Raw genomic sequence first — 26,592 nt, forward strand, 5'->3', positions numbered from 1 at the left:
GATGCGTGTACTCGTCGTCGACCAGTGTTCGGGATCGAAGCAATCGCCCGAATGGTTCGACTCGTTTGACGCCGAGACCATCGACGATTTCTCCCTCCCCGAACTCCGTGAGCGGGAACGGACGCCGACCTATTCCGCTCACGACCTCTATACTGGCCGTCAACAGCAGTATATCGACGTAGCCGTTGATCGTCTTCGGGAGTCCGGAGACACCGTTGATCGCTATTATATCAGTGCAGGATTCGGTTTCGTTGGTGAGGCGACCGAACTCCCGCCCTACGAAGTGACGTTCCAAGACTACGATACTGAGAGCGTCCACGAGCGATCCTCGGAACTAGAGATCCAGAGCGACCTGCTCAATCGACTAGACGACGACCCCGCCTACGATCTCGTCTTCCTTGCACTCGGGAGTGACTACTACGAGGCACTCGACCTCTCCCGACTGCTTGATACATTCTCCGACTCGACGATGGTCGTGCTGTTCAATCGTGAAGCCGACGCCGAGCAACGGCCAAATGTCATTTCCATCCCCGCACGAACGGCCGAGGCGAAAGAACAGGGAAGTACCGTTATTGGACTAAAAGGACAGTATCTAAAGCAATTTGCCGCACACAGGGCGGAGGGTACAACGATCGATTCTTTCACGGAAGTCGTCGAGTACTGTACGACGGAACCAACACGCCAGTCCGGACTCGGTTCGTACGACTAGTCGCCGCGGGAGTTTTGGAGAAACTCATCTACTTCTTCGAGATGGGTGAGAAACGTTTCCCCATCCTGAGTGAGCGAATACCGGACGTTGCGTGAACTCCGCTCTTCGCGCTCAACTAACCCGTACTCTTGGAGCGTTTCCAATCGCTCAGTCACTACATCGCTCGATGTCGGCACAGCATCCTCAATCGTACTGAAGTTCGATTCGTCGTGTTCGCTGAGATAGTCTAAGATCTCCAGCGACCGCTTCGGACAGACTACTTCGTCGACCGCGGAGTGCATACTCTTGGCGTTGCCCCCGCTCACTATACATCCTCCGTCCTCAGTACCTCCTCGCCGTGATTGCTTTGTCCACACAAAGCTTTAACACGGAGCCCGAGCTACCCGAGCGCGTCGCGCATGCTGTACAGACAACGAACGCTCAACACGCCACACGGGTGCATTAAGACGCCCGTCCTGTTCCCGGTTCGGAACATCGGCAAACGATCCTCCGACAACACGCCAGCGTACGCCGATGCGATTCCGGACCTTCGGACAGCGATGGTGAATGCACGAGCGATCAGACAACGTGATCCACAGTGGAATCGCCTCCTCAACGGGGCTACTCTCCGTGAAGAGATGGACATCCCAGAGGAAACCGTCATCTTCGCCGACAGTGGGGGGTTCGACTTCCAAGCGGGAGACGTCGACACTACCCCAGCACGGACGCTCGAAACACAGCGTCAGATCGGCGCGGACATCCTCGGGACGGTAGATCGGCCCATCTCCCGAGAGAACCGAGACAGGGAAAACCAGCGGCGCATCTCCGATAGTGCGGAGTATGCCGTTGAAGCGAGTGACGAACATGACGGTGAGGAATTACTGTTCGCCAGTATCCATGGTCTCGATCCGGAGACGGTACAGAACAACGTCCGGTACTTAGAGCGTAACGGCGATTTCGACGGGTACGCGCTCGGGAGTCTCGTTCCGGTCAGAACAGATTACAAAAAGGTGACAAGTATAATACTTGCGGCCAGACGGGCGACCGACAAGCACCTGCATGTGTACGGATTGGGGGGGTTAGTATACCAACCCCTACTGCTGTACCTGGGGGTCGATAGTTTCGACTCCTCGGCATTTATCCGGAGCGCTGGAAACCGGAATTATCTGGTTCCAGGGTTTGGTGGTCAGGAACTCAAACACGTCACCGAACTCTCGTACCTCCCGTGTTCGTGCCCAGTCTGTCGTGACACGCCGTTTACGGAGTTGCGTGAGGATCGTAATGCCCTGACGAAGCACAATCTCTGGGCGCTCACGATGGAACTCCGACGCTTCCGCTACATGGTTGCTGCCAACGAGGACGTGGAGGCGTACCTCGACCTACGGTTTCAGGGTAACGAGGTCACCAAACGGGCGTACCGACAGGCGAAACAGCAGGTCAGGAGACTCACGTGATAATGAGCGACGAACGCCCAACCATACGACCTGTAACGCTGGCGCGACTCGTGGAAACGTCCCATATCTGCGAGGATGGCCCACGGACGCTAGAGGACATCAAATCGGCACTTGATGTGACCCACCGCCGCGCCCGTGAAACTACTCTCGAGACACTGCGGATCGGTCTGCTCGGATCGGAACAGCAAGAGGATGAGGACGAAACGTATGAGAGTACGCATATTGGCGATCGATTTCTTGAGGCGGTTCGTGCTGAGGAGTGGTCCAAGGTGAGTGACGTGCTCGCCACGCAAAGCCCACACTACAGTGCGTTTCTGGAAGCACTCGACAACGTTGCCCCTGCCTCGCTTGAAGCAGTGCTCGAAGAACTCGAATCGCTTGAAGAATTCACCAACCATTCGTACAACCAAACGAGTGTCGAGGTCGTGGGCGACTGGGCTGAACGCCTCGGTACTGTTCAGCGGAATTCGTTTACGGGGGGCTACTACTCCGTCGAGCGGAACGTAGTACCGTCGAATTTCCCGTTCGCGCTGCTCGCGGTGTACGACGATCTCGAAGAGACGGCAGGCGTCGACCTCCGACAACGATACCTCTCGATCCCGTTGCTCCGAGAGCACTTCTGTGAACGTCATGGCTGCCCCCGAAGTGTCTTCGACGAGGCGCTGAGACGACTTGCTCAGCAGAACGTTGGCCATATCGAACTCTCGGGAGCGCCGATGGATACGGGGGCGAAAGAGGCCCAGCTCGGCATCAAGGAGATCGACCTCGGAAGTAAGGAGGGTCTCGTCACGACCGACCAATCCACCGAGCGCGTGATGGCCGGTATCGAACAGTTCGGCAAACAATACTACTACCTCGCGGTCTACGACCGCAACCTCACCTTTACTCAGGAGAAAGAGACATGACCAACGATACATTCAGCATTACGGACGAACAGCGCGACTACTCCCAATTCGGCTTAGAGGAGAATCCCTTCCCATACAGTCCAGTTCCGGATAACGACCCAGCACTCTACTGTGGGCAGGAGCACGCCACGAGAGCCATCAGCGACACCGTCTCGACGATGCTCTCGACCGGGAAGTCGAAGCATCTCGTTGTCACCGCAAAGTACGGAAATGGGAAGTCACACACGCTCAAGTACACACGCTCGCTCGTGCGCGACCGTGAGGATGTCGTCGTCGGCTACGTCGCCCAGCCGGGCGAAGGTTTCCGCGATATCTATCACGAGTTCGTCTACGATCTCGGGTTCGACCGCATTCAGACGCTCGCTTACGAGTACCTCGCTCAGGTGGCCCGCAACACCACCGATTGCAATCCAACGGACGCAAGCACGGTAGAGCAACTAATCGATGACGGTGAAGTATTACTATCGGAACTGGTTCCGGAGGCTGTCCAGCAACTCAACAACGTGACGAAGTTCGCTGACTTCGCTCGTGCGATCGTACATATGGTGTACGAGGATACGAACCTCTACGCGTGGCAGTGGCTCACTGCCGAGGGCATTCGCTATGAGCAGCGCAAAGAAATGGAGATCCATAGTGCACTCGACGACGATACTACCAGTGTCCGAGCGTTCACGGCGCTGAAGAACCTCCTGCTTGATCTCGGTTATACAGGTGTTTTCGTTTTCGTTGATGAGTTCGAGAGCATTGCTCGACTCAGCGCGAAAGCCGAACAAGCGACGCTGAACAGCATCCGTCACTTGATGGACCAGAACAGTCATGGTCTCTGTATGCTCTTTGGGTGTGCACCGGAGGTCTGGCAGGACGTAATGAGCGAGTACCACGCGTTCTCTGAGCGTATTGGGCAAGAAGTGGCCCTGCGACCACTAACCGACGACCATATCAACAAATTGGTGTCAACGTATATTGCTCCCGCACGGACAAATGGAACAGGGGGTGTTGATCCATTCACCGAAGAGAGTCTCTCAATAATACACCAGCGATCACAGGGGAACATCCGACAGGTTCTCTCTGTGTGTAGCCGGGTACTCGATGCGGCAGTCGACGAAGAGCGATCGAGGATCGACGCCGATTTCATACAGGAAGAAATATGATGTGCGCTAAACGGCGAAGGTGATGAAGACTGCCATAATCCATTTCTAACCCCAGCGAAAATCCCACCGTCAGATCTGCGGTCGGTGCCACGTTTTCAGGAATACCCGCCCGCTGTCGGTTATCGAGACATTCTTCAACCGACCGTTCTTGCTGGCCGAGACGAATCCCTCGGATTCAAGGCTACTGACATGGCGGGCTATCGTGCTCTTTGATTTGTCCAATCCGTCTGCTATTTCGGTGATGGAAAGTGGCGTATCCAGCATACCTAGATCTGCTAGCAACCCTGCCTCGGCGTCTGAAACGTTCCCTCGGAGGTTCAGCTGAGGGAGCCGTCGAACGCTGCTGTCGATATCTCCTATCTGAAGGATGGTGTCCACATCATCTGTAGCGGTGAACGTCGCGATGGTCAGAGGGAGAAGTAATTCTCGTGCACCTCCACCAAGAATGACAATTGTCTCGCCGTCAGACGCCTGTATGAGGTCGGCACAGTGTAGCGTCGTTTCTACGAAATCCGAGTAGGGTAAGGTTTCAGCTACTGGGTCGAGATCGGGAACGACCTGTGTAAGGATGTCCTCTACCTCCTCGAGCGCGCTATCTCCTTGATCTGATCCGGTAGCGGGTTGTAACAACAGGATGTGGTCGCCGGTGTCAAGACCTTCGCTTAAAACTGGCCGTACTACACGTCGACTGTCGAAACCAAGTGGCGCTAGATAGGTGCGCATGTTTTTGCTACTCCTTCGGATGGTCGTTACTGTTCCGCTTCAACGCAACAGTGGGAGTGAAATCTGTATAGAATCAGATTCGGATTGGTGGCAAATGGATCAATTAGCCCAGATATACTGCTTTGTCGTTCCAGATCACCGCAACTGTCCCGTGTTTGTTGCACCGTCGGCAACTATTTGATTGTTCTCATGGTACTGCCAAGAGTTCGCACGCTATTCCAGGATGATGTCGCTTCCTGGAACGAGGAGAGCCATCTGTGCGAACATAAAATAAAAAATTCCGACAGGTTCAAACCAACTGCCCCTGAAGGATATGTGATCGCATCCCGTTCGACGCGGCCTAAAACGGCTGTATCGTTCCGTAGCCACGGCTACGACTAATGGATGCGTGCAGTCGGCGTCCATCCCACATCGACGCCGAACCCAAGCACACCAGACGATGATGGACCCACCCAACACAGAGACGCCCGCGATAGCGGAATTCATCGGCACGCGAGACTCGTTTGTCGTGATGCGAGATCCGCAACTCGCAAAGACTGGAACGCAAGCACGTGCGCAACTTCGGACGTTGCCGTTGCTGGCAGAGTTCGAACTTGGAACGGTTGCTCACCCCGGAATCTACGACAACGGATTGCGCCTCGTCGAATACGACATGGTCGCAAACGAGTCGCTGCGAGAGAACGGTGTGGACAACGTTGAGTTCCCTCTCGTTCACTACATCAGCCAGGAGATGCTGACTGGTGAGCTACAGGACGAGGAGCATACCTTCGACGATCAAGACATCGTTCGCCAACTGCTACGGGACAGACCTTCAGGGGTCCCCTACCTGCTTGTCACCGATACGAGCACGCCAACGATGCCCAGATATACGAAGAAACCAGGGAAGTCGTTCATCGATGAGTTCGAATGTACGGTTGTCGATCATAAAGCGCTGCTGAAGCGCTACCTACAGTACAATCTCGATTCGGACCTTCCATTGTCCACGACTCAGAACCTGTACTTCCATCAGATCTCTGCCCATCACAAGGCGGCGGAGTTAAACGCGGGGTCCATCCCGGAACTATTCGACTACACACAAATTCCTGCTGATAGTCCAGTCTGGGGTCCCCTGTACTATCTCATCCGCGAGGATGTCGATAATGTCCTCGAGGATTACTCCGAGCGTATCAGGGAAGCGCTCCGGTCGTGGACCGAACGCGGGCCGACCCAGCAGGTCGCCAACCGAATGATAGACATGCTCGAGTTGGTGGAATTCGAGGAAGAACGACTCGACGACTACCGCTATCGTCATCAGGAGAACGAATGAGCACAACGTACACATCGGCTAAGACGAAACCAGACAAGTTACTCACCGGGTTCATCTCGGTGCGAGCACCGGAATTAAAGCATATCCACAACGCCATTCAGAGCGCAACCAGCGTCAACGAACTGGCGAGTAAGTTTGGGCGTCCAACTGACAACGGGATCGAATCCGATCACGTCGAGGATACAGTGCGGTTCCTGAACGCGGTCGATCTCGTTGAGAGTCCCTCAGGGGACATCAGGAGCACGGTCGAACGCATCAACGAGTCTCAGTTCGGTGGACTCCAGTTCGAAGCGCGATTGTTGTATCACTGCAACCAACAGGAGGGGCGACAGACGCACTTCGCTGATGTCTACCGTGCGCTGCTGACTGAGGAAAACAGGATTGTGAGTGGCAGTCAAGATGACTTGCGTACCATCCTGAAGCGCGAGACAGACTACACCTTCAGTTGGACCGACGAGAAGATCGATATGTGGGTGACGCTGTGTGAGCAACTGGGGCTGTTAACTGAGACGGAAGACGAACTCGTCCTCAGCCCCTGTCGTGCTTTGGCATACGACGCTCTCGTACTCGCTCCGACGACCTCCAGCGAGGAACCCAGTTACGACGACGTGGAAGTAACGGATGGAGAGTTCCGGCGAGCACTCGATTGGATAAACGACAACCTCTTCGCGGTGTATGAAGAGCGGGCAGGCACTCCGCGTGTCCACCCCACGATCGCCGACGTGCTGCGGAATATGGAGGATGACGGTGTAATTTCTCTGTCGAATCCCGGTGACTCGCAGAACGCGGTCGAGATTCCACCGGAGGACCTCGACGACGACGTTCGCGGAAACCGGCGTGACGCGACGCGCGTTTCGATCCACTCGCGCCCGGACGAAACGGCCTATCAGTACCCCCTCACCCAGTTCCTGACCCGACAATGAACAACAGCGTTCAACAACCCTCGACCGCCGGCGAGATGGACCGCTACTGGGATGACGACGAGATCGACCATTTCATCACCTCGGAAGCCCACACAGCCAAGAAGACCCCCGAGCAGTTCAAGGAAACTCACGTCGACATCGACCGGATCTACGCCGATACGCTCACTCCAGTGGGCGTCTCAGGGGACTTCGTCACGCAAAACGACATCCTTGAATCCATCACGGCGTCGAATCTTGAGGATCCAAACCGAATCTTCATCGTCCGTGGGGAACCCGGTTCTGGAAAGAGCCAACTCTGTGAGTGGACGAAGTACCAGATCAACGGCTACGGAGAGGACGACAACGGTGTCGAGGACTACGTGGCACTTCACGTGTCTCGAAGCCAGACTCGGATGGACCAGATCATCGATGTTCTCACCGAACCCCTAGACGTCGATCCCGACGTGCAGAACATCGACGATCTCGACCCGAACGACGCTGCGAGTGCCATCGTCGAGTATATGCGCGGTATCTGGTCAACTAATCACCTCACAGACCAAGACGTTCAAGAACTCACTAACAAACGAGACAACAAGAGCGACCTTCGTGAAATCTTCGCGAAGAACATTCAGAAGTACCAGGACGCTCTTGAGTCTCGTGACGAGAACCCTGACTTCAACCTCCTCACTCGCTCCGACTTCCGGGACCTTCGGCTCCAGATGAGCTTCAGCGACAAACTCACCGAGAACAAAGATCTGCTCTATACGGTACTCAAGAACGAGGCCCACGAGTACCTCTCTCGAAACCTGGTTGGAGACTTCAAGGAACAACTCCAAGAATACTCTCAGTTGTACCAAGAGCAGGACATTCGGCCGGTGCTCATCTGTGAGGACCTCACGACGTTCAGTGTCCTAAAAGAACAACTCCTCGACCACATCTTCGACCTCAGCAGCAGCCACTACGACATCGTCCTCGGGTGGACGATCGGTTGGGAACAGGACAACATCGACGACGCGATGACTCGCTCGGACGCGGCTACGTACATGAAAGGCCGTTCCAAGGGATATCTAACGATGACCAACGAGAACGGCGAGGCTTACTTCCTCGACGACGACGCCTCTGTCGAACTCACGCGGTCATACCTCAACGCTATCAAACGTCACTCTGGAAGCCAAAGCACTCCGGATGGCGTCGAAGAGTCCTTCGACGGACTGTATCCGTTCAACGAACGGTTCGTCAACATCGCCTACCGCCAGCTAAACGACGAAGGTAGTAACCGAAAGACGCCCCGCCTGCTTTTGCTGCGGGTCGTGAAACACTGCCTGAAGTCGACCTGGCCACCCTACAAGGCGATGAAGTCGAACTCGTTCGTGGACACGCCCACGTTCGAGGTCGACATGAAGTACGACCAGATATACCAAGACGTCAGTCGCTGGTACGGTGTTCCCGTCGAGGGCGGCATCGGTGTCAAGACCGATGTCTTCGATGCCTTCGGTATCGAACTCCCCAACAGTGGAGAAGCGCCCGCGAAAGATGACTACGTTGTCTTCGATAAGGGAAAAGGAAGTGCCGTTCTCGACAAGATCAAGAACCCGCCCGCGCCCGAACACGAGATCGACGAGGAAGACGACGGTGACGAGCAAGAGGGCGAGGACAATGGCCCCGAAGACGACGAAGGCGGGGACGAAGAGGACGACGAGGTCGATGTCACCGACGAGTCCGAACTATCGGAAGAGGAGCGTGAGCGCCAGCACAAGTTCCAAGAGTTCCAAGACTGGGTGATCAGCGGCGAAGAATATCCGAGTTCGGACACGCTACACGACGGGGCCATAGAGACGCTCGAACGCGGTCATGACCCGAGCCGTCTCGGGAATCCGAACGCGTCGACGCGCTCTGCGAGCGCGATCTACTACGCTCGCGGCGACAGCATCCCGGTGTCCATCCAGGGAGACCAGCAGCGTCAGGCGAACATCGACATCGAACTTGAGTGGGGGGCAGAACACGCAGACCTCTACACTCCGATGCTCGAATACGGTCTCTTCGAGACGTTCGATACCACCGACACGAACTTCGACCAGTTACGCGCGTGGGCAGACACCAATGTTGCGCAGTTCAAGCAAGATATGCGCGAGGAGGTCGAAGACTGCCTCCCCGAGGGACTCACCATCGAGAAGACGCTAGTTCTGGGGCAGATCTTTCTCATCAACGCCGCGAGGGGGACGGAGATCGAAAAGGACAGCCTATCGACACAGCTCGTTTTCGAGGACTACGAACACGACCAATCGTACGGGAAGCCGATCGTCGATGAGTTCGAGCGCGACAGCGCGTTCGGGGAAGCGTTCACGAACCTGGGCGCGTCTTCGAGCGATATCAGCGATCTCATTGAAGGGTTCTTCCTGCTCAAGTCGAATGTCGTCGACTACGAGCGCTTAGCAGAAGCACGACGTGAGGTCGCGGGCAACTTCGAAGCCCACGTCGACGACGCGATGATGATCGATACAGGTGATCTGCCCGACGCATACAAGATCGGCTCGACTCGCAATCAGGCCAACACCAATGTATCGACACTATTCAGCCGCATCTCGGACTACGCGACTGAAATACAGCGTCTCACAGCCGAGCAAGACGCATCCCATATCCGGGAGGCTTTAGAGCCGGTCGAGCGGTGGCACGACAGTAGTCACACGGTCGACGACCTCGTCGAGTGGTTCGAGACGCTTTACACCTGCGCTGGCACGATGGACGTCACCATCAAGTCGAGCTACGAAGACGCCCACGAGACGCTTACCGAATCGCCTGGCGAAGTAAAACTCACATCCTTCGGTGAGGACGTGGAGAAGTTCCAGAGCATGGACGACGCGACTGGAACGACGCTCGTCGCACGCCTGCACGACTTCGCTCGCAGCAGCCACGAGCAGGGGGCCTGGGACATATACGAAGCACTCGACTCGCTCATCGACGAACTTCAGGATCAAGAGCATTCGACTGGGATCGACCTCGAACACCGAATCCAGCAACTCAACGAGTACACCGAGTACGAACGGAAGCGGCAGGATGTCATCGGAGTCACGGAGGATTTGTGAAATGTCCAGTACCCAATCGCTACCCACAGTCGTGGAGGCTCTCGAAGACAAGGTCAAGACGCACAAGCAAGCAGAAAACACCCAGTTCCACGTCTCAGTCGCGAAGCACAACATCAACGAGGTCAACAGCGAACTCGACGATCTCATCGAAAGTCTCGAAGATCTTCGATACTACAAGACGGTTTTCGAAGAGGCACTCGACGGTTCAGCGCCGACAATGACTAATAGTGCTGGACAGACCGCCAAGAAGGCGGCCGAGGCGACACAGGGGGAACTGCTGGAGAACGCCCAGAGTGGTGAAATCACCGATGACGAGGGTGAACTCGGCTCCGACGACGATAGGGGCAACCCGAAAGTTGAGTTGACTCCGGAGATAGAGAAGCAGATCGAGCAGATTCAGTCAGCGAAGCGTCAGGCCGATAACGTAATTGAGCAAACTGGGCGTCAGATCGAGTCCAAGCAAGAGAAATGGAATACGAAGGTCAATGCCGCCGAGGAACTCCAGAAGATTCTCGGAGGACAGAACAGGGACTTCTCGCGTACACTCAACCATATGCACAATCTCCTGAATGAGGAGTTGATGGACTCGAGCGGGTCGGCATCGAACTTCGTCTCCCAGTGGAAGAACGCAGTGAAAAGCTGGGAGAAGCATCAGTCGCTTCAGAGTTTCGATGACTTCCAAAAGAAGCACGATCTCTCCGACTCGACCGTTGAGGACGTTAAGACACTCAGCCAGTCTCGGAAACTCACGTTGGCAGACGTCTCACTCGATAGCGTCGAGGAGATGAAGCGCGTCGACGAACTCGAGTCGGCAGTCGAACTGAATCTCTAACGATGAAAGACCCTGCCGCCCGCGCGGAACAGATGCAGGAAGCCTACCACGACTACTTCGTTGGTCGTGGTGGACGAGCAGCGCGCACTGTCGCCAACCGGCTTGTCGAAGGTGAAGACGCTCTCACTGGAATGCGCGGTCCGTACCTCCAGGCACTCGATATCCCGAACTGGAGTGGTCGCTCGTGGGACGCCTTCGCTCGCTCGGAATACCTCGAACCGCATATCCGCCGTGCGTTCACAAAGATCGGCTTCGAGCGTCTCTACGACTTCCAAGAGCGTAGTATCGAAGCCATTCTCGATGGTGACGACACCGTCATTACGGCCGCAACGGGACGCGGGAAGACCGAAGCGTGGCTCATTCCGATCCTCAACCGCATTCTCAAGAACAAGCGCTACGGACAAAGTGACGACGACACGAGCGTCAAGGCCACTCTCATTTATCCGACGAAGGCGCTCGCACAGGACCAACTGAAGCGTCTCCTTCAGTACCTATACCTCATCAACAAGCAGCTAACGTCCGAACAGCAGATCACGGTCGGCATCTACGACGGCGATACCCCACGAAATGTCGGCGAGTCGGGGGCTGAGGGATACCTCAACGCGACGTTCCGACACTTCGAGTGTCCGGGGTACAATGACGAACTTGCCAAGTGTCAAGACTGTGGTGGCGGCGTCCGTATCCGGAACACTGGTGCTCGGTTCAAACTCATTCCCGAAAAAGCGCACTGCGAGGACGACGATCCGAATGATGTTCCGCTCGATTTCCTGCGCCTGACTAAAAACGACATCCTTGAGGACGGTGTCGATATCCTGCTCACCAACCCAGACACGATAAATTACCGTCTCATCAACACCAACGCCGAGGACGAACACGAACGATTCATCTACGAGCCCGAATTTCTCGTCTTCGACGAGGTGCATACCTACGATGGGTTGTTCGGGAGTTACACGTCGATGCTAATGAAGCGGGTTCGGTCTCTTCGGGAAGAACGTGGCGTCGACGACCTGCAACTCATCGCGAGCAGTGCGACTGTCGAGAACGACCTCGAACTGTTCCAGAAGGTCAGCGGTGCCGTCGACGTCAATCAAGTGAGCGAATCTCCTCGCGGCCTCGATGGTAACGTTCCAGAGAAGGTGCCAGAAGCGCTGACGTCGTACAGTCTGTCGGTCGACAGAATTCTGCGTGCGATGACCGCGCCGGACGACGTGGTCCCCGGTCTCGACGCGTTCGACTACACGCTGGAGGACGCGTCGAGGTACGATCGTACCCGCAGGGAGACTCTGGTGAGCGACGCACTCTTTGACCACCTCACCGAAGTCGAGAACGACCCTGGCGCACAGGTCGTTCGCTACGTCCATCAGTTGCTGTACGACGAACCACTCACGCAGTCACAACTGCACGACGAGTTGGCGACGGTCCTGGACCTTGACGCTGAGGAAGCATCGACACTGGTGTCGAACGTCCGGACCCTTGGTGAGCTCTCCGGCATGCTGGAGAACCGGAGTCATGTGTTCTCTTGGCCGATTGATGGCTTTTACACGTGCCCGTTGTGCGATGCGACGTACCGTTCGCCACAGGACGACTGCCGTGAGTGTGGGTTCGATTTCGTCACGCGCTCCACCTACTGTCGGCACTGTAGTGATGAGCATCTCGTCGCGTGGTACTGCCCGAGTTGTGATCAATTAGAACCGTACACGCCGACTGAGCACGGAACGATCGACCAAGACGAGGAACACGTCTGCCGCCGATGTGAGGACGTGCGCGACGACATCGTTCAGATGGTACGTGCGACGTTCCAGCCATTCCTCGAGTGCCGCAACTGCAGGCACCGAACCGAGCGAACGACGATCCGGGACTGTCCCGAGTGCGACTCCAAGACCGTCAGGACTGAAGAAGAATCGTTCACCTGCGTTAATCCGCAGTGTGAGGCGACCCAAGAGGCCGAACGTGTCTGTGAGAACTGTGACGGGACCGACTTCGCCCTCGCCACCATCGATGGACGATTCGATTGCCCGGACTGTGGTGAGACCTACGAACACCCCAAACAGGCCCCTGACCAGTGTGTCGACTGTGGTTCCTCGCTCAGTTTGACGAGATTCCTCCCGTGGGTCTGTGACAACAGCGACTGTAGTCGGATTCACTTCGAGGAAAGCCCCAATCGATGCGACTGTGGATCGTCCACGTTCGTGAAGCGTGGGCTCTTTGAAATCCATCACGATCAGCACTGTCGGTCATGTGAGACTGCGTTCATCGGCGACGAAGGGTGCGAGTGCGATGATCCGGACGTCTACCCACGGACCGGCCACCATCAGGCCTATAAGACAATCGACATCCACGGTCGGATTCATACGATGAGTTCACAGCGGTCCGCTGTCCCGTGCCCGCACCCGTACGCACGGTATGAGATCGACCGCCGGTTCGATGAACTGATGCGGGGACCGAGCAATCTTGCGGTGACGACCTCTCAGTATATGTTGCGCCGAGTCGCAGACGAGGAAGGCCAACAGGCGGCGAAACTCCTGTCGTTCGCCGATTCACACCGGGATATGAAGGAACTCAGTCGGGATTTCTCGGAACCTGAAGCCGAGACCCTCCTCGATCAACTGGTGATCGAGAGTATCTCGTCCCATAACGGTGGGAACCAGTGGAACACATTCGATCAAGTTCTCGAAGACACGGCAGACATCGTCGATGAGGTTAACGATGCGCTGGAACCCCCGCAAGTCACGAGGAGTGTCGAGTTCGACCTACTGTCGCGTTTGAAAGACCAACCCCGGAAGCGCTGGGACGACGGGGACGCGCTTCGGGACCGACTTGCCCGTCGCGCTCTCAAGCACACTTACAGCCAGCGCTTGGGCGAGCGGGATGGGTCCCTTGCGGAGGAGGGCCTGATCGATGTTCGCTTCGCGCCCGGTCTTGACGACCTCGCAAACGACGAGCGCACAATCGTCCGCGAACTCGCTGACGAGGGCAACGACTATCGGGTGGCGAACTTCGACCAGCCGAGTCCCGACCAGTCCGCCGAAGCGGTCATCGAAGAACTGGTCGACCGCAACATCCTCGCCTACGGGAACACCGAGGAGTATGTCTCGTTCGATCCATCAGCGCTCGCCATCACGGCCGCGGGCGACGGGGACGGTATCCGGTTCGATCCAGAGTTAGAGCGCTACTACACGACGCTCGACCACCAATTCGGTCTGGACACGCAGGCTGCTGTCCGGTCGGAAACGTCACTCGCCGAGCGAGCATCGATCTCACACCCCCGATTCACCCAGCGTGCACACCGCGCTGAACACTCTCAGACACGGATCCTCATCTCTGAAGAATATCTTGGGGCAACGAACAAGCGTAAGCGCCGAGAGTTGGAGTATCTCTTCCGCGAAGAGAACTACCCCCACCACCTCTCTTCGGGACCGACCATGGAACTCGGTGTCGACATCGGTGACTTAGACGCACTCTTACTGTACGGGACGCCACCGAACATGAACGCGTACCTCCAGCGAGTCGGACGTGCGGGGCGTCGCTCTCATTCCTCGATGGTCCACTCGGTCAGCCAGCGCAACCCCATCGATTACTACTACTACGATCACCCGGACGAACTCATCGATACCGACCCGACTCCCGTTCCGCTCAACGAGCACAACGAGGAGGTTCTACGCGTTTCGTTGTCGTGGGGGATCTTCGACTATGTGGCGGCCAACTTCACTATCCCATGGGACGTTAGTCACCACGGTCGCGCTCGCTCGATCGATGATGGAGACACTTATCACCGACGAAGCATACTCGATGAGAGCGAACGCGAAGATGCCAGTAAGCTAACTCACGTGATGTCCCTTGGTGCCAATACATTGTCCCTCGGTGCTGACGACTCGAAGTTGGACGTGTTCGGTGAAGTCGTCGACGACCACAAACGAGACATCGCTGACTACCTCGATACGTTCCTCGATTACCGGTATTGCGAGGACTGTGAGCGACGATACGCCGTTGGCGATGCCCGTGAGACGTGTATCAAAAGCGATTGTGACGGAGAAATCCGGTACGCCAAAGACGAGTTCGGCCACCTCGTGGAGGACGCTCTCGAGAACTTCGACGAGCGTTACATCACCGGATATCGCGAGTACAATCGAACGCTTGAGGACGAATTGTCCGACCTGAAACGACGCAATTCTCGGTTGCGTCGCGACCAGCAGCGAGCCGGATCAGACGAGCGTGCGCGCATCATGCGTCAACGCCGTGGCCTCAAGGACCGCATCGAGGTTCTGGGAGACTACCTCTCTGATTTAGGAGACACGAGTTATTTCGACTTCCTCAGAAAATCCCGCGGGAGTAAGTACGACTTCTCGATGCGGAGCGTCGCCACGACGGCCGGGTTGACCTTGGTCGACGAAGGCTACAACCGTCGGAACGTCGGCAACCAGGAAAGTGGACGGGCAATGCAGATGGCGCTCTCGGAACTCCATCCCGGTGCTGCCTATCTCGACAGCGGCGAGACGTACACCGTCTCCCGCGTCCGACTCGACGACAAAACCAGTTCAGACCTCCGTGACACGGTGAGCGAAGCCATCGATGGGGACCATCTGGCCGAGGATCTCATCTGTCCGGCGTGCAACACCTCATATGATCTTGCTGCCGACGAGTGCGACTGCGAGAGTGATGTGCCGCTCAAACGCCGACGGCTGGCGATGCTCGATTCAGTCGAGGCCTACCACGACAACCTCAAACTGACCGCGGAGGGCGACGAAGCACGCCACCTCCATGACGAACCGAACAAGCCGGTTCAGAATACGTATGCTGAGCGAGAGACGTCGATCATCGAGTTCGATTCGGAACGTGCGTTCGAACTCCAAGATGCCGACGGAGAACCCCTTGGAACGATCGAGTACGGAGACTACTCGGTTTTGATACACACGGAAAGCTATAAGACCAAGTATAAGTCGGGTGAGGTTGATCCGAGAGCGACATTATTTGAGGTCTGTGGCGAAGAGAACTGTCCAGGGATCATCTACCTCGACGATGACGACGGTCGTCGGTGCAGTGCCGACCCCGAACACTTCCCTGACGGCCGCGGTGCTGACTCCGAGTTCATCCGCCTCGGGTATCAGTACGACACACAAGGTATTCGTGTCGACCTTCAGGACCTCGACCTATCACATACGTTGGCTCATGGCCTCAGAGTCGCGCTACAGTACCTCGGCGGCGTCAACATCCGTGACCTCGCCGAATACGTCGGCGAAGAGCATGTGGATGTCTTCGAATCCCAGGAAGGCGGAGCCGACGTCGCGCGACTTCTCTTCGAACAGACTGGTGAGGAGTTCCAAGCGTTCGGCCGGGCAGTCGGACTTATGCATGATCAGTTCGACTGTGACTGCGAAAGCGGGTGCCCGTCCTGTCTTTACCAGTACGGTTGCGACGTCAGAAACGATCAGCGCTCGTTCGACCGGGAGCGTCTTGGGGATATCCTCTCCGGCGGCGACGTGACGATCCGATCGACCGCGAACCATGTTATCGACGAACAGCTAACCGACTAACCACCATCCCACACAACCTGCCATCGATGGATTTCGACCCACTCAAACTAGCGAACTCGATGCGCGAATCGTACGCCGAACACTACGCTGGCTCCCAGTCTCCGAGAGCCGTCAAGAACCTCGTCTCGCGGTACTACGACGGGTCAGGTGAGTCACTGGAGAGTGACCTCTCCAAGTTCATCCGGACAAAGGGACCCTATATCCAAGTCCTCGATCTCCCCCGGATGAGCGACACCGCCTGGGAGACGTTTGCCTCCAACCACGACCTCCACGACGACGTCACTGAGACGCTCTCTGAGGCCGATTTCCGCTCACTGTACGAGTTTCAGGAGTCAGCGGTCGAATCGGTACTCACGGATCATCATACACTCCTGACCGCGAGTACGGGGAGAGGGAAAACCGAAGGATGGCTCATTCCCATCCTCCAATTCATCACTGAGGCGAAGGCGGGCCAACACGACGATCATCCGCCGAACAGCGTCAAGTGCGTCCTCACGTACCCGACGAAGGCGCTCGCACAGGACCAATTGAAGCGGTTGATCGACTACCTCTTCACACTCAACCGAGGGCGTTCGTCGGACGAGAAAGTGACTATTGGGATCTATGACGGAGACACCAAGCGTCGCGACCCTGACGAACTCGCATATCTCCAAACCACGTTCCAATACTTCGACTGCCCGTGTGACGAATGTGACTCGTCACTGACGGTCAGCCAGCGCGACGACAACTCATTCGTCGTCGAACCGATGGCGGAGCACGAGGACGACCTTACCTTCGACTTCATCAAAGTCACTCGGGACGCTATCGTCGAGTCGCCAGCCGACATCCTCCTGACGAATCCTGACACGCTCAATTACCGGCTCTTCAACGTCAACGGCAACGATGAACAGCAGCGCTTCGTCGCCGAACCGAAATACTTCGTTTTTGACGAGATCCACGAGTATTCCGAACTCTTTGGTTCGTTCACGTCGACGCTCATGCGTCGGTATATCCAGGAGAGACAGGAACTCAACGGGTACGACAGCGAGGCCGACGACGACCTCACCATCGTCGGCGCGTCGGCGACTGTGGAGAACAAGCGGACGGTCTTCCAGCGTATAAATCCGTTCGTCGACCCTGATGTAGCGGTTATCGAGGAAGACGAGCGCGCACTCGACGCACCATTCCCTGTCGACATACCCGACGAATTCGTCTCAGCAGAGTTGACCGAAGGGGAACTGCGCGGTGGAGGAACCGATGCTGCGAGACGAGCACTCGACGCTGCCGGTGTGGAGAGTGGCAGCGATGACCTCGACAATGCACTCTACGAACATCTAGTTGAGGACAAAGGAGGACCTTTAGAGTTCCTTCGTGGGATCTACGCGGCGCTTCGAGAGACCCCCCTCCGTCCAGTGGGCCTTCGCGACCGCCTGATCGACGAGACTGGACTCTCCGAGTCCCAGGCAGAGATGGTGGTAGCGAACTTTATGACTATCGGCGAGATGTCGGGCATTCTCGAGCGACGCGCCCATCTTTTCAGCTGGCCGCTTGATGGGTACTACGCCTGTATCAACTGCGGGACGGTCTACGACACCCCACAGTCGTCGTGCATTGAGTGTGGTCACCACTTCGTGTCGAAACTCTCGCTGTGTAGCGAGTGTGGTGAAGAGTCACTCGAGTCGTGGTTCTGCCCGAACTGTGAGCGCCTCGAACCCCATACCGTCACGTCCGAGGAGGGTCGTTTCGATTATTTCCAACGGAGAGAATGCCAGTGTGAGACCATCGATGGCGAAACCCCCGAGATGGTCCGTGTCCACTGGAGACCGTACTACGAGTGTGTGGACTGTGGCAAGCGTCAGAAGATCAACCGACAACACGACTGTCCCGACTGTGCCGCTGCAATGGTTCTCGATGACTCGATGAAGACCCACATCTGCACCAATCCGGACTGTGACGAGGAACTCGCAGTCGAGAAAGCGCAGGAACCCGAGTGCCATTCCTGTCACTCGACCGGGTTAGAACCACTCGCGGACGAGGGTGTTCAGTATTGCACCGAGTGTGGTGAGGTCTACGAGGATCCGGAGGGGAAGGGATGCACTACTGACGACTGTGAGGGCGAGCTCACGCCCAAACGGTTCCTCGGATGGACGTGCAGCGACCCAGAATGTGACGAGGTATATTTCGATAATCCGCCAGCCTCGTGTAGTTGTGGTAAACGAAAGCTCGTTCGGGCGGCTCTGTTCGACATCAACATGGTCGACGAATGCCAGTCCTGCGGATACGAGTTCCTCCCCAACGGTCCCCACGATTGCAACTGCGACGATCCCGAGATCAGTCGCCGGGCAAAGGGCTACAGCAACTTCCGGATGGTCGACGACAGCGGACGAGTTCGGAAAGCCAGTCAATTTCCCGGTGGACTGCCGTGTTACCACGAAGGCCGACGCGATACCTACGCGAAGAACCGACGGTACGACTCGATGCTCCGTGGTCCGGCCAACGCCGCGGTGACCACCGGGCGCTATCTGCTTCGTTCGCTGGTAGACCGCGACGATCCCAGCACTTTCGGAGAGTCGAAAATGCTCTCGTTCGCGGACAGTCAGTCCGATATGAAAGAACTGGAGCGAAACTTCCGTGAACCTGAAGAGTCATTCTTCTTCAACCAGTTGTTCGTTGAGAGCGTCAGATCGGAGGCTGATGGATCGGGGTGGGCAACACTCTCCGACATTGTGGAGCGTGGAGTGGACGCTGCCCACCAGTACGAGGAGGAATTAGTCGGTGAAGGCGGGAGCATCCCCCAGATGTACGAGTTCCTGACTGGCTACGACCAGTCGGTCGACGAGTACCTGACGGAAGAACTGCTGTCTCGTGTCCTAGAAGGCAAATACAGCCAGCGCTACCGTAGTAACCAGCTTAGCGGCGAAGGGGTGATCGACCTTCAGTTGGACGCTAACCTCGATGATCTCAGTAACGGAGAACGCGAGTTGCTCATAGAGACTGTCGGGCAGAACCACCACTACGAACCGAATCTGGTAGGCGAAGTCGAGGACGGGCACGACCACCTCGATGCACTCGTCGACCGCGGTATTCTCCGCCGCATCGAAGAGGAAGGGAGTCGATACGTGATGGTCGACGAAGACTCGGTCGAGTGTGCCGCCGTTGAAAACGCAACCCCGACGAACTACAGTCCAAGCCGGGAAGCGTACGCGACCTCGCTTGAGGTAGCTCTCGGAATCGCGCCGGATGATGTCGTCGAGTTCGTGTCAACGATAGAGGACCGGTCGAAGTTCTCCCACCCTCACTACTCTCTGACCGCTCAGCAGATTTCGACAGCCGATCCGATGATGCTGCTTGCACGGGCGTACTACGGTGAGACAGATCGCGACGAGCGCCGGAAATTGGAATATCAGTTTCGACAAGGCCGGTATCCGCACTTCCTCTCTTCTGGACCGGCGATGGAGTTGGGCGTCGACATCGGCGACCTCAATACGCTACTCCTCTACGGAACCCCACCGAACGCCAACTCGTACCTACAGCGAATCGGTCGTGCAGGACGGTCTTCAGGCAACTCCCTGATCCATTCAGTCAGCCAGCGTAACCCCATTGACTACTACTACCACGAGCATCCAGAGGAACTCATCGCAGCCGACCCACAGCAGGTCCCGCTCAACGAAGTGAACCACGAAGTGCTCCACCAGTCGCTTTCCTGGGCCGTCCTCGACTGGGCCGCAACGACCCGATGGGTGCCGTGGCGTCGCGAACAAAGCGGTCTCGAAGATCTTGTCGTCTGTAAAGACGAACCGGTCCCGCGTATGGAGCCTCAACCGAACGACGTGATGACGTTTACGGGGGTGCTTTCGTCTACGAACTTTCAAGTTCAGAGTTGGAACGATGATTCACCGCTCGAAGCACTTCGGTCCCTCATCAACGAGAACCGAAATGAAATCGAGCAATGGTTGGAGAATCTTCTGTCCTTTAGCGTCTGTTCGGCGTGCGGGAGAAAGCACGCTGCAGGTTACAGCGGGGAGTGCCAGCGTGACGACTGTGACGGCGTCACCGAACCAGTTCCGGACAAGCATGGTGACATCGTCGAGGGCATCCTCGCCGGAACTGAGGAGGTGCAGAGTTTTGAAGAGACCATCGTTGACCTCTATCACGACCAGCAGGACGACATCTACAGCGACATCGACGACCTTGACGACGAAGTAAGCGATCTAAGGCGAGAAGAGCGGAACACACGCGACCGAGACGAAATGCGACGTCTACGAGAACAGCGTGAGCAGGTTGAGCGCCAACTCGATCAACTGAACGACTATCTCGACCGACTCGAGGACATGGACTTCGGGAGCTACCTGAATCGGGAGAGTCCTGCTGCGTTCGGACTACGGTCGGTTGGGAGTTCAACCGATTATCAACTCGTTGGCGAAGACTTCGAGCATGTCAGCGATGGTTCGCGTGAGCGTCGCATCGCACTCTCTGAACTTCACCCCTGCGCCGCGTACCTCTATGACAGCGAGACATACGTCGTGACACAGGTATCGTGGGAGCCATTAGAGTCTGCGCGAATCAATAACGATCTCGAAGATGTAGCTATCTGTCCGACTTGTACTACCGAGTACGACAGCGATACCTCCAACTGTGAGTCGTGTGGGACGCGGTTGAAGCCGCTCGTCACCCGGGTCCCGGAGAGAGTGACCGCATACCAGCACGATCTCCCACTTAGTTCCACGCCGAGCACCGAACGACTTCAGCCGTCGACGGTTTACCAGAACGACCAGGAACCACAGAACACCTACGCTCCCGTCGAAACTGACGCCGGCGACTCGTTCAAGGCGACGTTCTCTCGTGACATCGTTGATGGGAACGGGACCGTTCACGGAACGTTCGAGTACGGCGACGTCACGCTGCTCGCCTCGACGAACAAATATTGGGCGACCTACAAGAACGGTGGAGCGGATCCGTTACCAAACGTATTCGAGATGTGTGGTATCGATGGGTGTAACGGAGCGATTGCGGAAACCGGAGACTCGACGTACTGTACGAACAACGTCGAACATCCCGTCGAGGAGAGTGAGGCTGTCCGACCTGCAACGAAGTTCTCCACGAAGACGGCCCGTATCCGCTTCGACAGCGAAGAACTCGAACACGGCTTTGCTCATGGCCTCCGAGTCGCACTTCAGTACATCGGCGGCGTTAGCGTCAGGCAGGTTCCCGAATCCATCGAGGACGAGGGAACGCTGGTGTACGACTCCGACGAAGGTGGGAGCGGCATCACCGTCCTGCTGACTAAGGATGACGGAGAGAAGTTCGAACACGCCGTTGATCTCATGCGTGAGGCGTTTTCACCGGAGGAGTCGAAATGCAACTGTGAGAACGGATGTCCGTTCTGTCTCTACCAGTACGGCTGTGCGGAGCAGAACGATCCCGAGTCATTCGCCAAGGACGAACTGCTCGATCTGCTGTCTCATGACCTCCATCTCAAACCACGAAACGATGAGTAACCCACTCCACGCCGCGAACGATCTCCAAACCCAATCGCCTGAGTGCCTCTGGGCGCTTTCAGCGGAGAGTGTATACTCTGCTCTCGCCGCAAAAGCCGCCGGGGAGCCGATACAGGAACGGCTCGAACCGCACGTCCGAGCCGAAACCATCAGAACGAACGACGAACGGGATACCGATCCCGTCGTTTCGATACACGAGTGGCTACTCGATGAACTCGGACTCATCGAAAATGATACTGTCTCACTACTTGGGATGGTGGTACTAGCCTCGGATGGACCACAACCATTCATCCGAGTCGTCACTATCGCTCGACTTCAGTCCGCCGAAATGGTGCTACGCTCGTGCAACGAGATCAACGATAACATCCCGCGACGCGAACTCGATAGTCTACTTGCCGACGAGTGGGATGAGGCCGTTCTTGCCCCGCTCTTGGCGTCTCTCGGGTTCATGACCATTTATCCCGATAGCGTCGACCTCAACCAGGAGCGGATCGCCACCTCACTATCGGCACAGCAGACACTATCTACCGAAACGGCTGTCGCAGAAGCCCATCGGAAAGTTCTCTCTCATGTCGTAGCATCAGCAGACGAGGCCTGTCTGGAAGACCTGGTGCAGCGATTGACTCGGACGACTCCAATAGGGGAAGGAATAGAGGTGAGGGAGGTAGCGACTCTCGCCAGCACGCGGACAATCATCGTCGATGACACCGAACTCGAAGACGTGATCCGTGATCAACGACAGGAGTATGAGGATGAATTCGACACGCTACGCTCACTTCTAGTGCCAGCGCCTGAGTCTACTGTGGAGCGAGTCGAGACGGACAATCCCGTTAGATTTGATTCCTTATCAGATATGACAGGCGAAAATGCCGATGAGTGGAGGGCTGCACTCAAACTCGTCGCTACTGTCGCAACATATCCTGACCTCACGACGTTCGACATGCGCTTCGTCACAGAGCGACGGCCGAGCGTAACGTCCTATTCGTTCTACCAAGCGCTTTCGTCGGTTCCAGGCGTCGAATGTGAGGTTAGTGACGATCTCGTCGAATTTGAGACTGTACCAGAAACCGTTCACAGCGAACCTGTGCGCGATGAATACATGAAATATCTCGTCAGGCACTGTTCGGCCATCCAGAGTCGGATCGATACCCTACTTCAGGCATCGGTGTCGCTTCCACCTGTGCCAGTCTCGACCGAGGCGATGGTAGCTCAGGACTACAAATCAATCGACAGCGGGGCCATCGCGCCGACTTACTTCACCTACACACTCGTCGACCCCGATGCTCTCGGTGAGAAGACGATGGACGCTTACACCGGAGATTCGCGAGGGTTGGGAAGGGAACAGGCGCGTCTCCGCCGCTGGCACGAGAGGCGGTCGTCGGGGCTGGAGTCGTACACTACGATGACTGACCGCTTGTTCAGCCTCGGCCTTGAGCGTGACATCGGGGACAAGGTTTTGCGCGTCATGACGCCGTTTGACGACGACACGTTCAACGAGTACGTGGCCCAGATTCGACGTCTTCTCAAGCATGGCTTCGAACTGCGCCTGCTCACTCGTCATACGAAGGAATCCTGGGAGTGGGATCGGCTTCAGCGCAACTTGCTGAGCGAGATCAAAGAGCATAGAGATCAAGTGACGGTTCGTACCTACTCGCGGTTCAAAGAATACCAGCGTGTGACGCCCGATATGGATTTCCGCGATCTCGGTGAGATCGGGATTCATGCCAAACTCCAGACTGTTGGTGCACCTGGGGAGGGAGCAGCACTACTCGGATCGGCTAACTTCATGGAGAACAGTTACGACTGGAACCCTGAATGTGGAGTTTACACCGAACGAACACAGTTCGTCGATGCGGCGATCGAGTTCTTCGACATTGTCTGGGATATATCGGCGGCAGATGAGATCTCAATCGAGCGGTTGCAGGAAATTCCTGACCGGCAACTAATCCCCACGTACTATAGTTAAATTTAAAGTGCGATTATCTGTAGCGCATTATTGATGGAGAACCCACCTGGAGGGACGCGGTGCAGACGGTAACGGCGTCGGACGGGACCGGCGACCCAGGTAACCCGTACTTCGCGATCACTATCAACGGCGCACAGCAATTCACCACGGCGGAGGTCGAACACACGACAAACGGCACGTTCACGGTTCCAGTGGATGCTTCGCAACTTTCAGCGGGTCAAGGTCAACTGCGCATCCGGGTCCAGTTCGTCGACGAAAACATCGCGTTAGACGACGATATCGCCACCAAGACGGTGCGTGTCGAGTATCCACCGCCAATATGACCTCTCTCACTATTCGAGCCGTCTTACCTCATCACGGATCGGTATGAAGACTTCGGCGATGGCACTGCTGCGTTAGTGGGGGGCGAGGGACGAACTGAGCGACGCTCGTTGGCGCTATCGTCCAGTTTTCGAACGGGGCAATCAGGAACGAGCACGAACTACCCTCGGACCTCGGGTTCAGCGTCCGATATCCTGTTCGAGCGTGCTGAGTTCTCGGGCGAGGCCGCGAAGTTCGTCGGTTACCGCGAGCGCGTCGAGCCAACGTTCGGGAAGCGCCGACGATCCGAAGCGTGCGCCGGCAACCGCTCCGGCGACAGCACCGATAGTGTCGGTGTCACCGCCCTCGTTGACGGCGTTCACGATAGCCGACTCAGCGGAGTCAGCCGTCAACGCATGATATAGCGCGGTCTGCAGCGTGTGGAGGACGAATCCGGAATTCTGCAACCCCGTTGAATCGATGTCGTCGGGGAGCGGTTCGAGAACTCCAAGAAGACTGTCGGGAGCGTCGGGATGCAACGCATCGAGAGCACTGGCGAGGGGTTGGTCGTCGCCATCGAGTAGTGCCGCAATGGTGAGGTTCAGGGCCGCACAGCCGTGTGTACATCGGCAATCGGCGTGCGTGATCCGTGATGAGTCACGGCTCACCCGCTGGAGGGTATCCCAGTCGTCGGCGAACGCGAGTGCGAGCGGCGCGCACCGCATCACACTGCCGTTGCCAGCATTGGAACCCTCGGGCTTTGCCTCCCAGACGTCCTGCCCCGCGCTGTCCCACGACGCGCCGTCGTCGATACGCCCCAGCGCGTCGGCGGTCATGATCCCGATATCGAACGGGCCGCCGTTGTACCACGCTACGAACCGCTCGGCGATGTTCTCCGGGGCGAACTCGCCACGCTCGACGAGACTCCGCGCGATACAGAGCGCTTGCTCGGTGTCATCGGTGATGGTCCCCGCGGGTTTGCCATGAGTGCCGTTGCCGACCATCTCCCTGAGCGTGCCGTACTCGGTCTCGATAGCTCCCGGCGAGCGAAACTCCACGGGCCGACCGAGCGCGTCACCGCAGGCCAACCCCAGCAGGACGCCCTCGGCTCCATCATGTCCGACCATGCTCGGTCGAACGCTGGCCGAGTATTATACCCTCGGCCACTGTATCCTCCACAATGGCCCCGAACGCGAGGCAGAACCCATGATAGTGTTCGCGTTCGACCGCGACTGGACGGTCGATGTGAATCCCCATCCCCAGCACGAGGCGGTTCCACTCACGTGGGTGCGTCACCTCGCTCACGAGACCGATCACGAGGTCTGGGCTATCGGCAATCAGGACCTGAAAAAGGAAGCCGACATTCCCGGCATCGAAGCGCTCGCAGAGCGATACTACGAGGAGGGTATCGGCCGTCTCGGCGAGCAAAACGAGTTCGGCCGCTACGAATACTGGCCCGAGCGTCCCGACCGCCTTCGAATACTCGCCGAGGAGTTCTCCGACGCAACGGAGTGCATCGTCGTCGACGATATCGATCTGAGTGTAGCTTCAACCGAGAATCTACAGGTATATCGTCTCTGGGCGCGTAACTACTGGAATGAGTGCGAAAAAATACCTTGTTGAACTCTCTGAGGAAGACCGCAATACGCTTGAGTGGTTTATTTCCACCGGTGAACGGAGGTCTGAGGACAATACGCGAGCACGAATTCTCCTGAAGGTAGATGACGGGCTCACTGATCTCCGCATCAGTGAGCACGTCGGCTGTCACCCNTCTGAGGACAATACGCGAGCACGAATTCTCCTGAAGGTAGATGACGGGCTCACTGATCTCCGCATCAGTGAGCACGTCGGCTGTCACCCTAAAACGGTGTTCAACACGCGCAAAGCCTACGCCGAGCACGGGCTCGCGGCGATTCATCGCCGCAAGCCCGACCGCGAGTACGAACGCAAAATCGACGGCCGAGCCGAGGCCCACCTCATCCGACTCGCTTGCAGTGAACCACCGGAGGGACAGGCTCGTTGGACGCTGCACCTCCTTGCCGACGAACTCGTGACCCTCGACGAGATCGACTTCGAGTCGATCTCTCACGAAGCCGTTCGACAGCGTCTAAAAAAACACCCTGAAACCGCATCTCTCTGACTACTGGGCGATCCCGCCCAAACAGAACGCTGACTTCGTCTACTATATGGAGGACGTCCTCGACCTTTATCACGAACCCTACGACGAGAAGCGTCCGGTCATCTGCTTCGACGAATCCAGCAAAGCACTCCGCG

General features: G+C 56.9%; 17 protein-coding genes. 14 read left to right on the top strand and 3 right to left on the bottom strand.

Going from position 1 to position 26,592, the window contains the following annotated elements:
* Position 1: 1 nt before the first annotated feature.
* Entirely contained in the window at positions 2-709 is a 708-nt protein-coding gene (locus C450_RS05215; protein ID WP_005040978.1) for a hypothetical protein, read from the top strand.
* Here the strand turns inward: C450_RS05215 and C450_RS05220 are convergent.
* Complete coding sequence (locus C450_RS05220; RefSeq protein WP_152424414.1) at positions 706-1,014, bottom strand: winged helix-turn-helix transcriptional regulator; 309 nt, start codon at positions 1,012-1,014, stop codon at positions 706-708. The genes C450_RS05215 and C450_RS05220 overlap by 4 nt on opposite strands.
* 93 nt (positions 1,015-1,107) lie before the next feature.
* On the opposite strand from C450_RS05220, the gene C450_RS05225 reads away from it, so the two are divergent.
* The 3 genes from C450_RS05225 to C450_RS05235 are packed head-to-tail and all read left to right on the top strand — an operon-like array spanning position 1,108 to position 4,198.
* Positions 1,108-2,142, top strand: coding sequence for a tRNA-guanine transglycosylase (locus C450_RS05225; RefSeq protein WP_080510266.1), 1,035 nt, complete (start codon positions 1,108-1,110; stop codon positions 2,140-2,142).
* Between the two features lie 2 nt (positions 2,143-2,144).
* Complete coding sequence (locus tag C450_RS05230; RefSeq protein WP_049909862.1) at positions 2,145-3,047, top strand: hypothetical protein; 903 nt, start codon at positions 2,145-2,147, stop codon at positions 3,045-3,047.
* Entirely contained in the window at positions 3,044-4,198 is a 1,155-nt protein-coding gene (locus tag C450_RS05235; RefSeq protein WP_005040986.1) for a BREX system ATP-binding domain-containing protein, read from the top strand. The genes C450_RS05230 and C450_RS05235 overlap by 4 nt, the downstream gene beginning before the upstream one ends.
* Positions 4,199-4,267: 69 nt before the next feature.
* On the opposite strand, the gene csa3 is transcribed toward C450_RS05235, so the two are convergent.
* The gene (gene csa3, locus C450_RS05240; RefSeq protein ID WP_005040990.1) at positions 4,268-4,921 is read right to left on the bottom strand and encodes a CRISPR-associated CARF protein Csa3; all 654 of its coding nucleotides are present in this window, start codon (positions 4,919-4,921) and stop codon (positions 4,268-4,270) included.
* A gap of 652 nt (positions 4,922-5,573) precedes the next feature.
* Between csa3 and C450_RS05245 the strand changes: the two genes are divergently transcribed.
* The 8 genes from C450_RS05245 to C450_RS05280 are packed head-to-tail and all read left to right on the top strand — an operon-like array spanning position 5,574 to position 24,341.
* A complete protein-coding gene (locus C450_RS05245; protein WP_241430258.1) occupies positions 5,574-6,227 on the top strand; it encodes a hypothetical protein in 654 nt (217 codons plus the stop codon).
* Positions 6,224-7,150, top strand: coding sequence for a hypothetical protein (locus tag C450_RS05250; protein ID WP_005040995.1), 927 nt, complete (start codon positions 6,224-6,226; stop codon positions 7,148-7,150). Before C450_RS05245 ends, C450_RS05250 begins: the two co-directional genes overlap by 4 nt.
* Positions 7,147-10,212 carry a hypothetical protein gene (locus C450_RS05255; RefSeq protein WP_005040997.1) on the top strand — a complete coding sequence of 1,022 codons (3,066 nt, stop codon included), beginning with the start codon at positions 7,147-7,149 and terminating at the stop codon, positions 10,210-10,212. Before C450_RS05250 ends, C450_RS05255 begins: the two co-directional genes overlap by 4 nt.
* 1 nt (position 10,213) lies before the next feature.
* On the top strand, positions 10,214-11,044 hold the full coding sequence (locus C450_RS05260; RefSeq protein ID WP_005041008.1) for a hypothetical protein: 831 nt from the start codon (positions 10,214-10,216) through the stop codon (positions 11,042-11,044).
* Positions 11,045-11,046: 2 nt separating this feature from the next.
* Positions 11,047-16,575 (top strand): DEAD/DEAH box helicase, encoded by a 5,529-nt coding sequence (locus tag C450_RS05265; protein WP_005041009.1) that lies wholly within the window; start codon positions 11,047-11,049, stop codon positions 16,573-16,575.
* Positions 16,576-16,601: 26 nt separating this feature from the next.
* Positions 16,602-22,052 carry a DEAD/DEAH box helicase gene (locus C450_RS05270; RefSeq protein WP_005041011.1) on the top strand — a complete coding sequence of 1,817 codons (5,451 nt, stop codon included), beginning with the start codon at positions 16,602-16,604 and terminating at the stop codon, positions 22,050-22,052.
* Complete coding sequence (locus C450_RS05275; RefSeq protein ID WP_005041013.1) at positions 22,045-24,018, top strand: phospholipase D-like domain-containing protein; 1,974 nt, start codon at positions 22,045-22,047, stop codon at positions 24,016-24,018. Before C450_RS05270 ends, C450_RS05275 begins: the two co-directional genes overlap by 8 nt.
* A gap of 59 nt (positions 24,019-24,077) precedes the next feature.
* Complete coding sequence (locus C450_RS05280) at positions 24,078-24,341, top strand: hypothetical protein (RefSeq protein ID WP_005041017.1); 264 nt, start codon at positions 24,078-24,080, stop codon at positions 24,339-24,341.
* Positions 24,342-24,518: 177 nt separating this feature from the next.
* Here C450_RS05280 and C450_RS05285 read toward each other — a convergent pair whose 3' ends face one another.
* Positions 24,519-25,445, bottom strand: coding sequence for an ADP-ribosylglycohydrolase family protein (locus C450_RS05285; RefSeq protein ID WP_005041018.1), 927 nt, complete (start codon positions 25,443-25,445; stop codon positions 24,519-24,521).
* Between C450_RS05285 and C450_RS05290 the strand changes: the two genes are divergently transcribed.
* On the top strand, positions 25,444-25,941 hold the full coding sequence (locus C450_RS05290) for a hypothetical protein (RefSeq protein ID WP_005041019.1): 498 nt from the start codon (positions 25,444-25,446) through the stop codon (positions 25,939-25,941). The genes C450_RS05285 and C450_RS05290 overlap by 2 nt on opposite strands.
* A complete protein-coding gene (locus C450_RS20645; protein WP_206536830.1) occupies positions 25,916-26,458 on the top strand; it encodes a helix-turn-helix domain-containing protein in 543 nt (180 codons plus the stop codon). The genes C450_RS05290 and C450_RS20645 overlap by 26 nt, the downstream gene beginning before the upstream one ends.
* Positions 26,459-26,592: the final 134 nt, after the last annotated feature.

The sequence above is a fragment of the Halococcus salifodinae DSM 8989 genome (genome assembly GCF_000336935.1).
GTDB classification, from domain to species: domain Archaea; phylum Halobacteriota; class Halobacteria; order Halobacteriales; family Halococcaceae; genus Halococcus; species Halococcus salifodinae.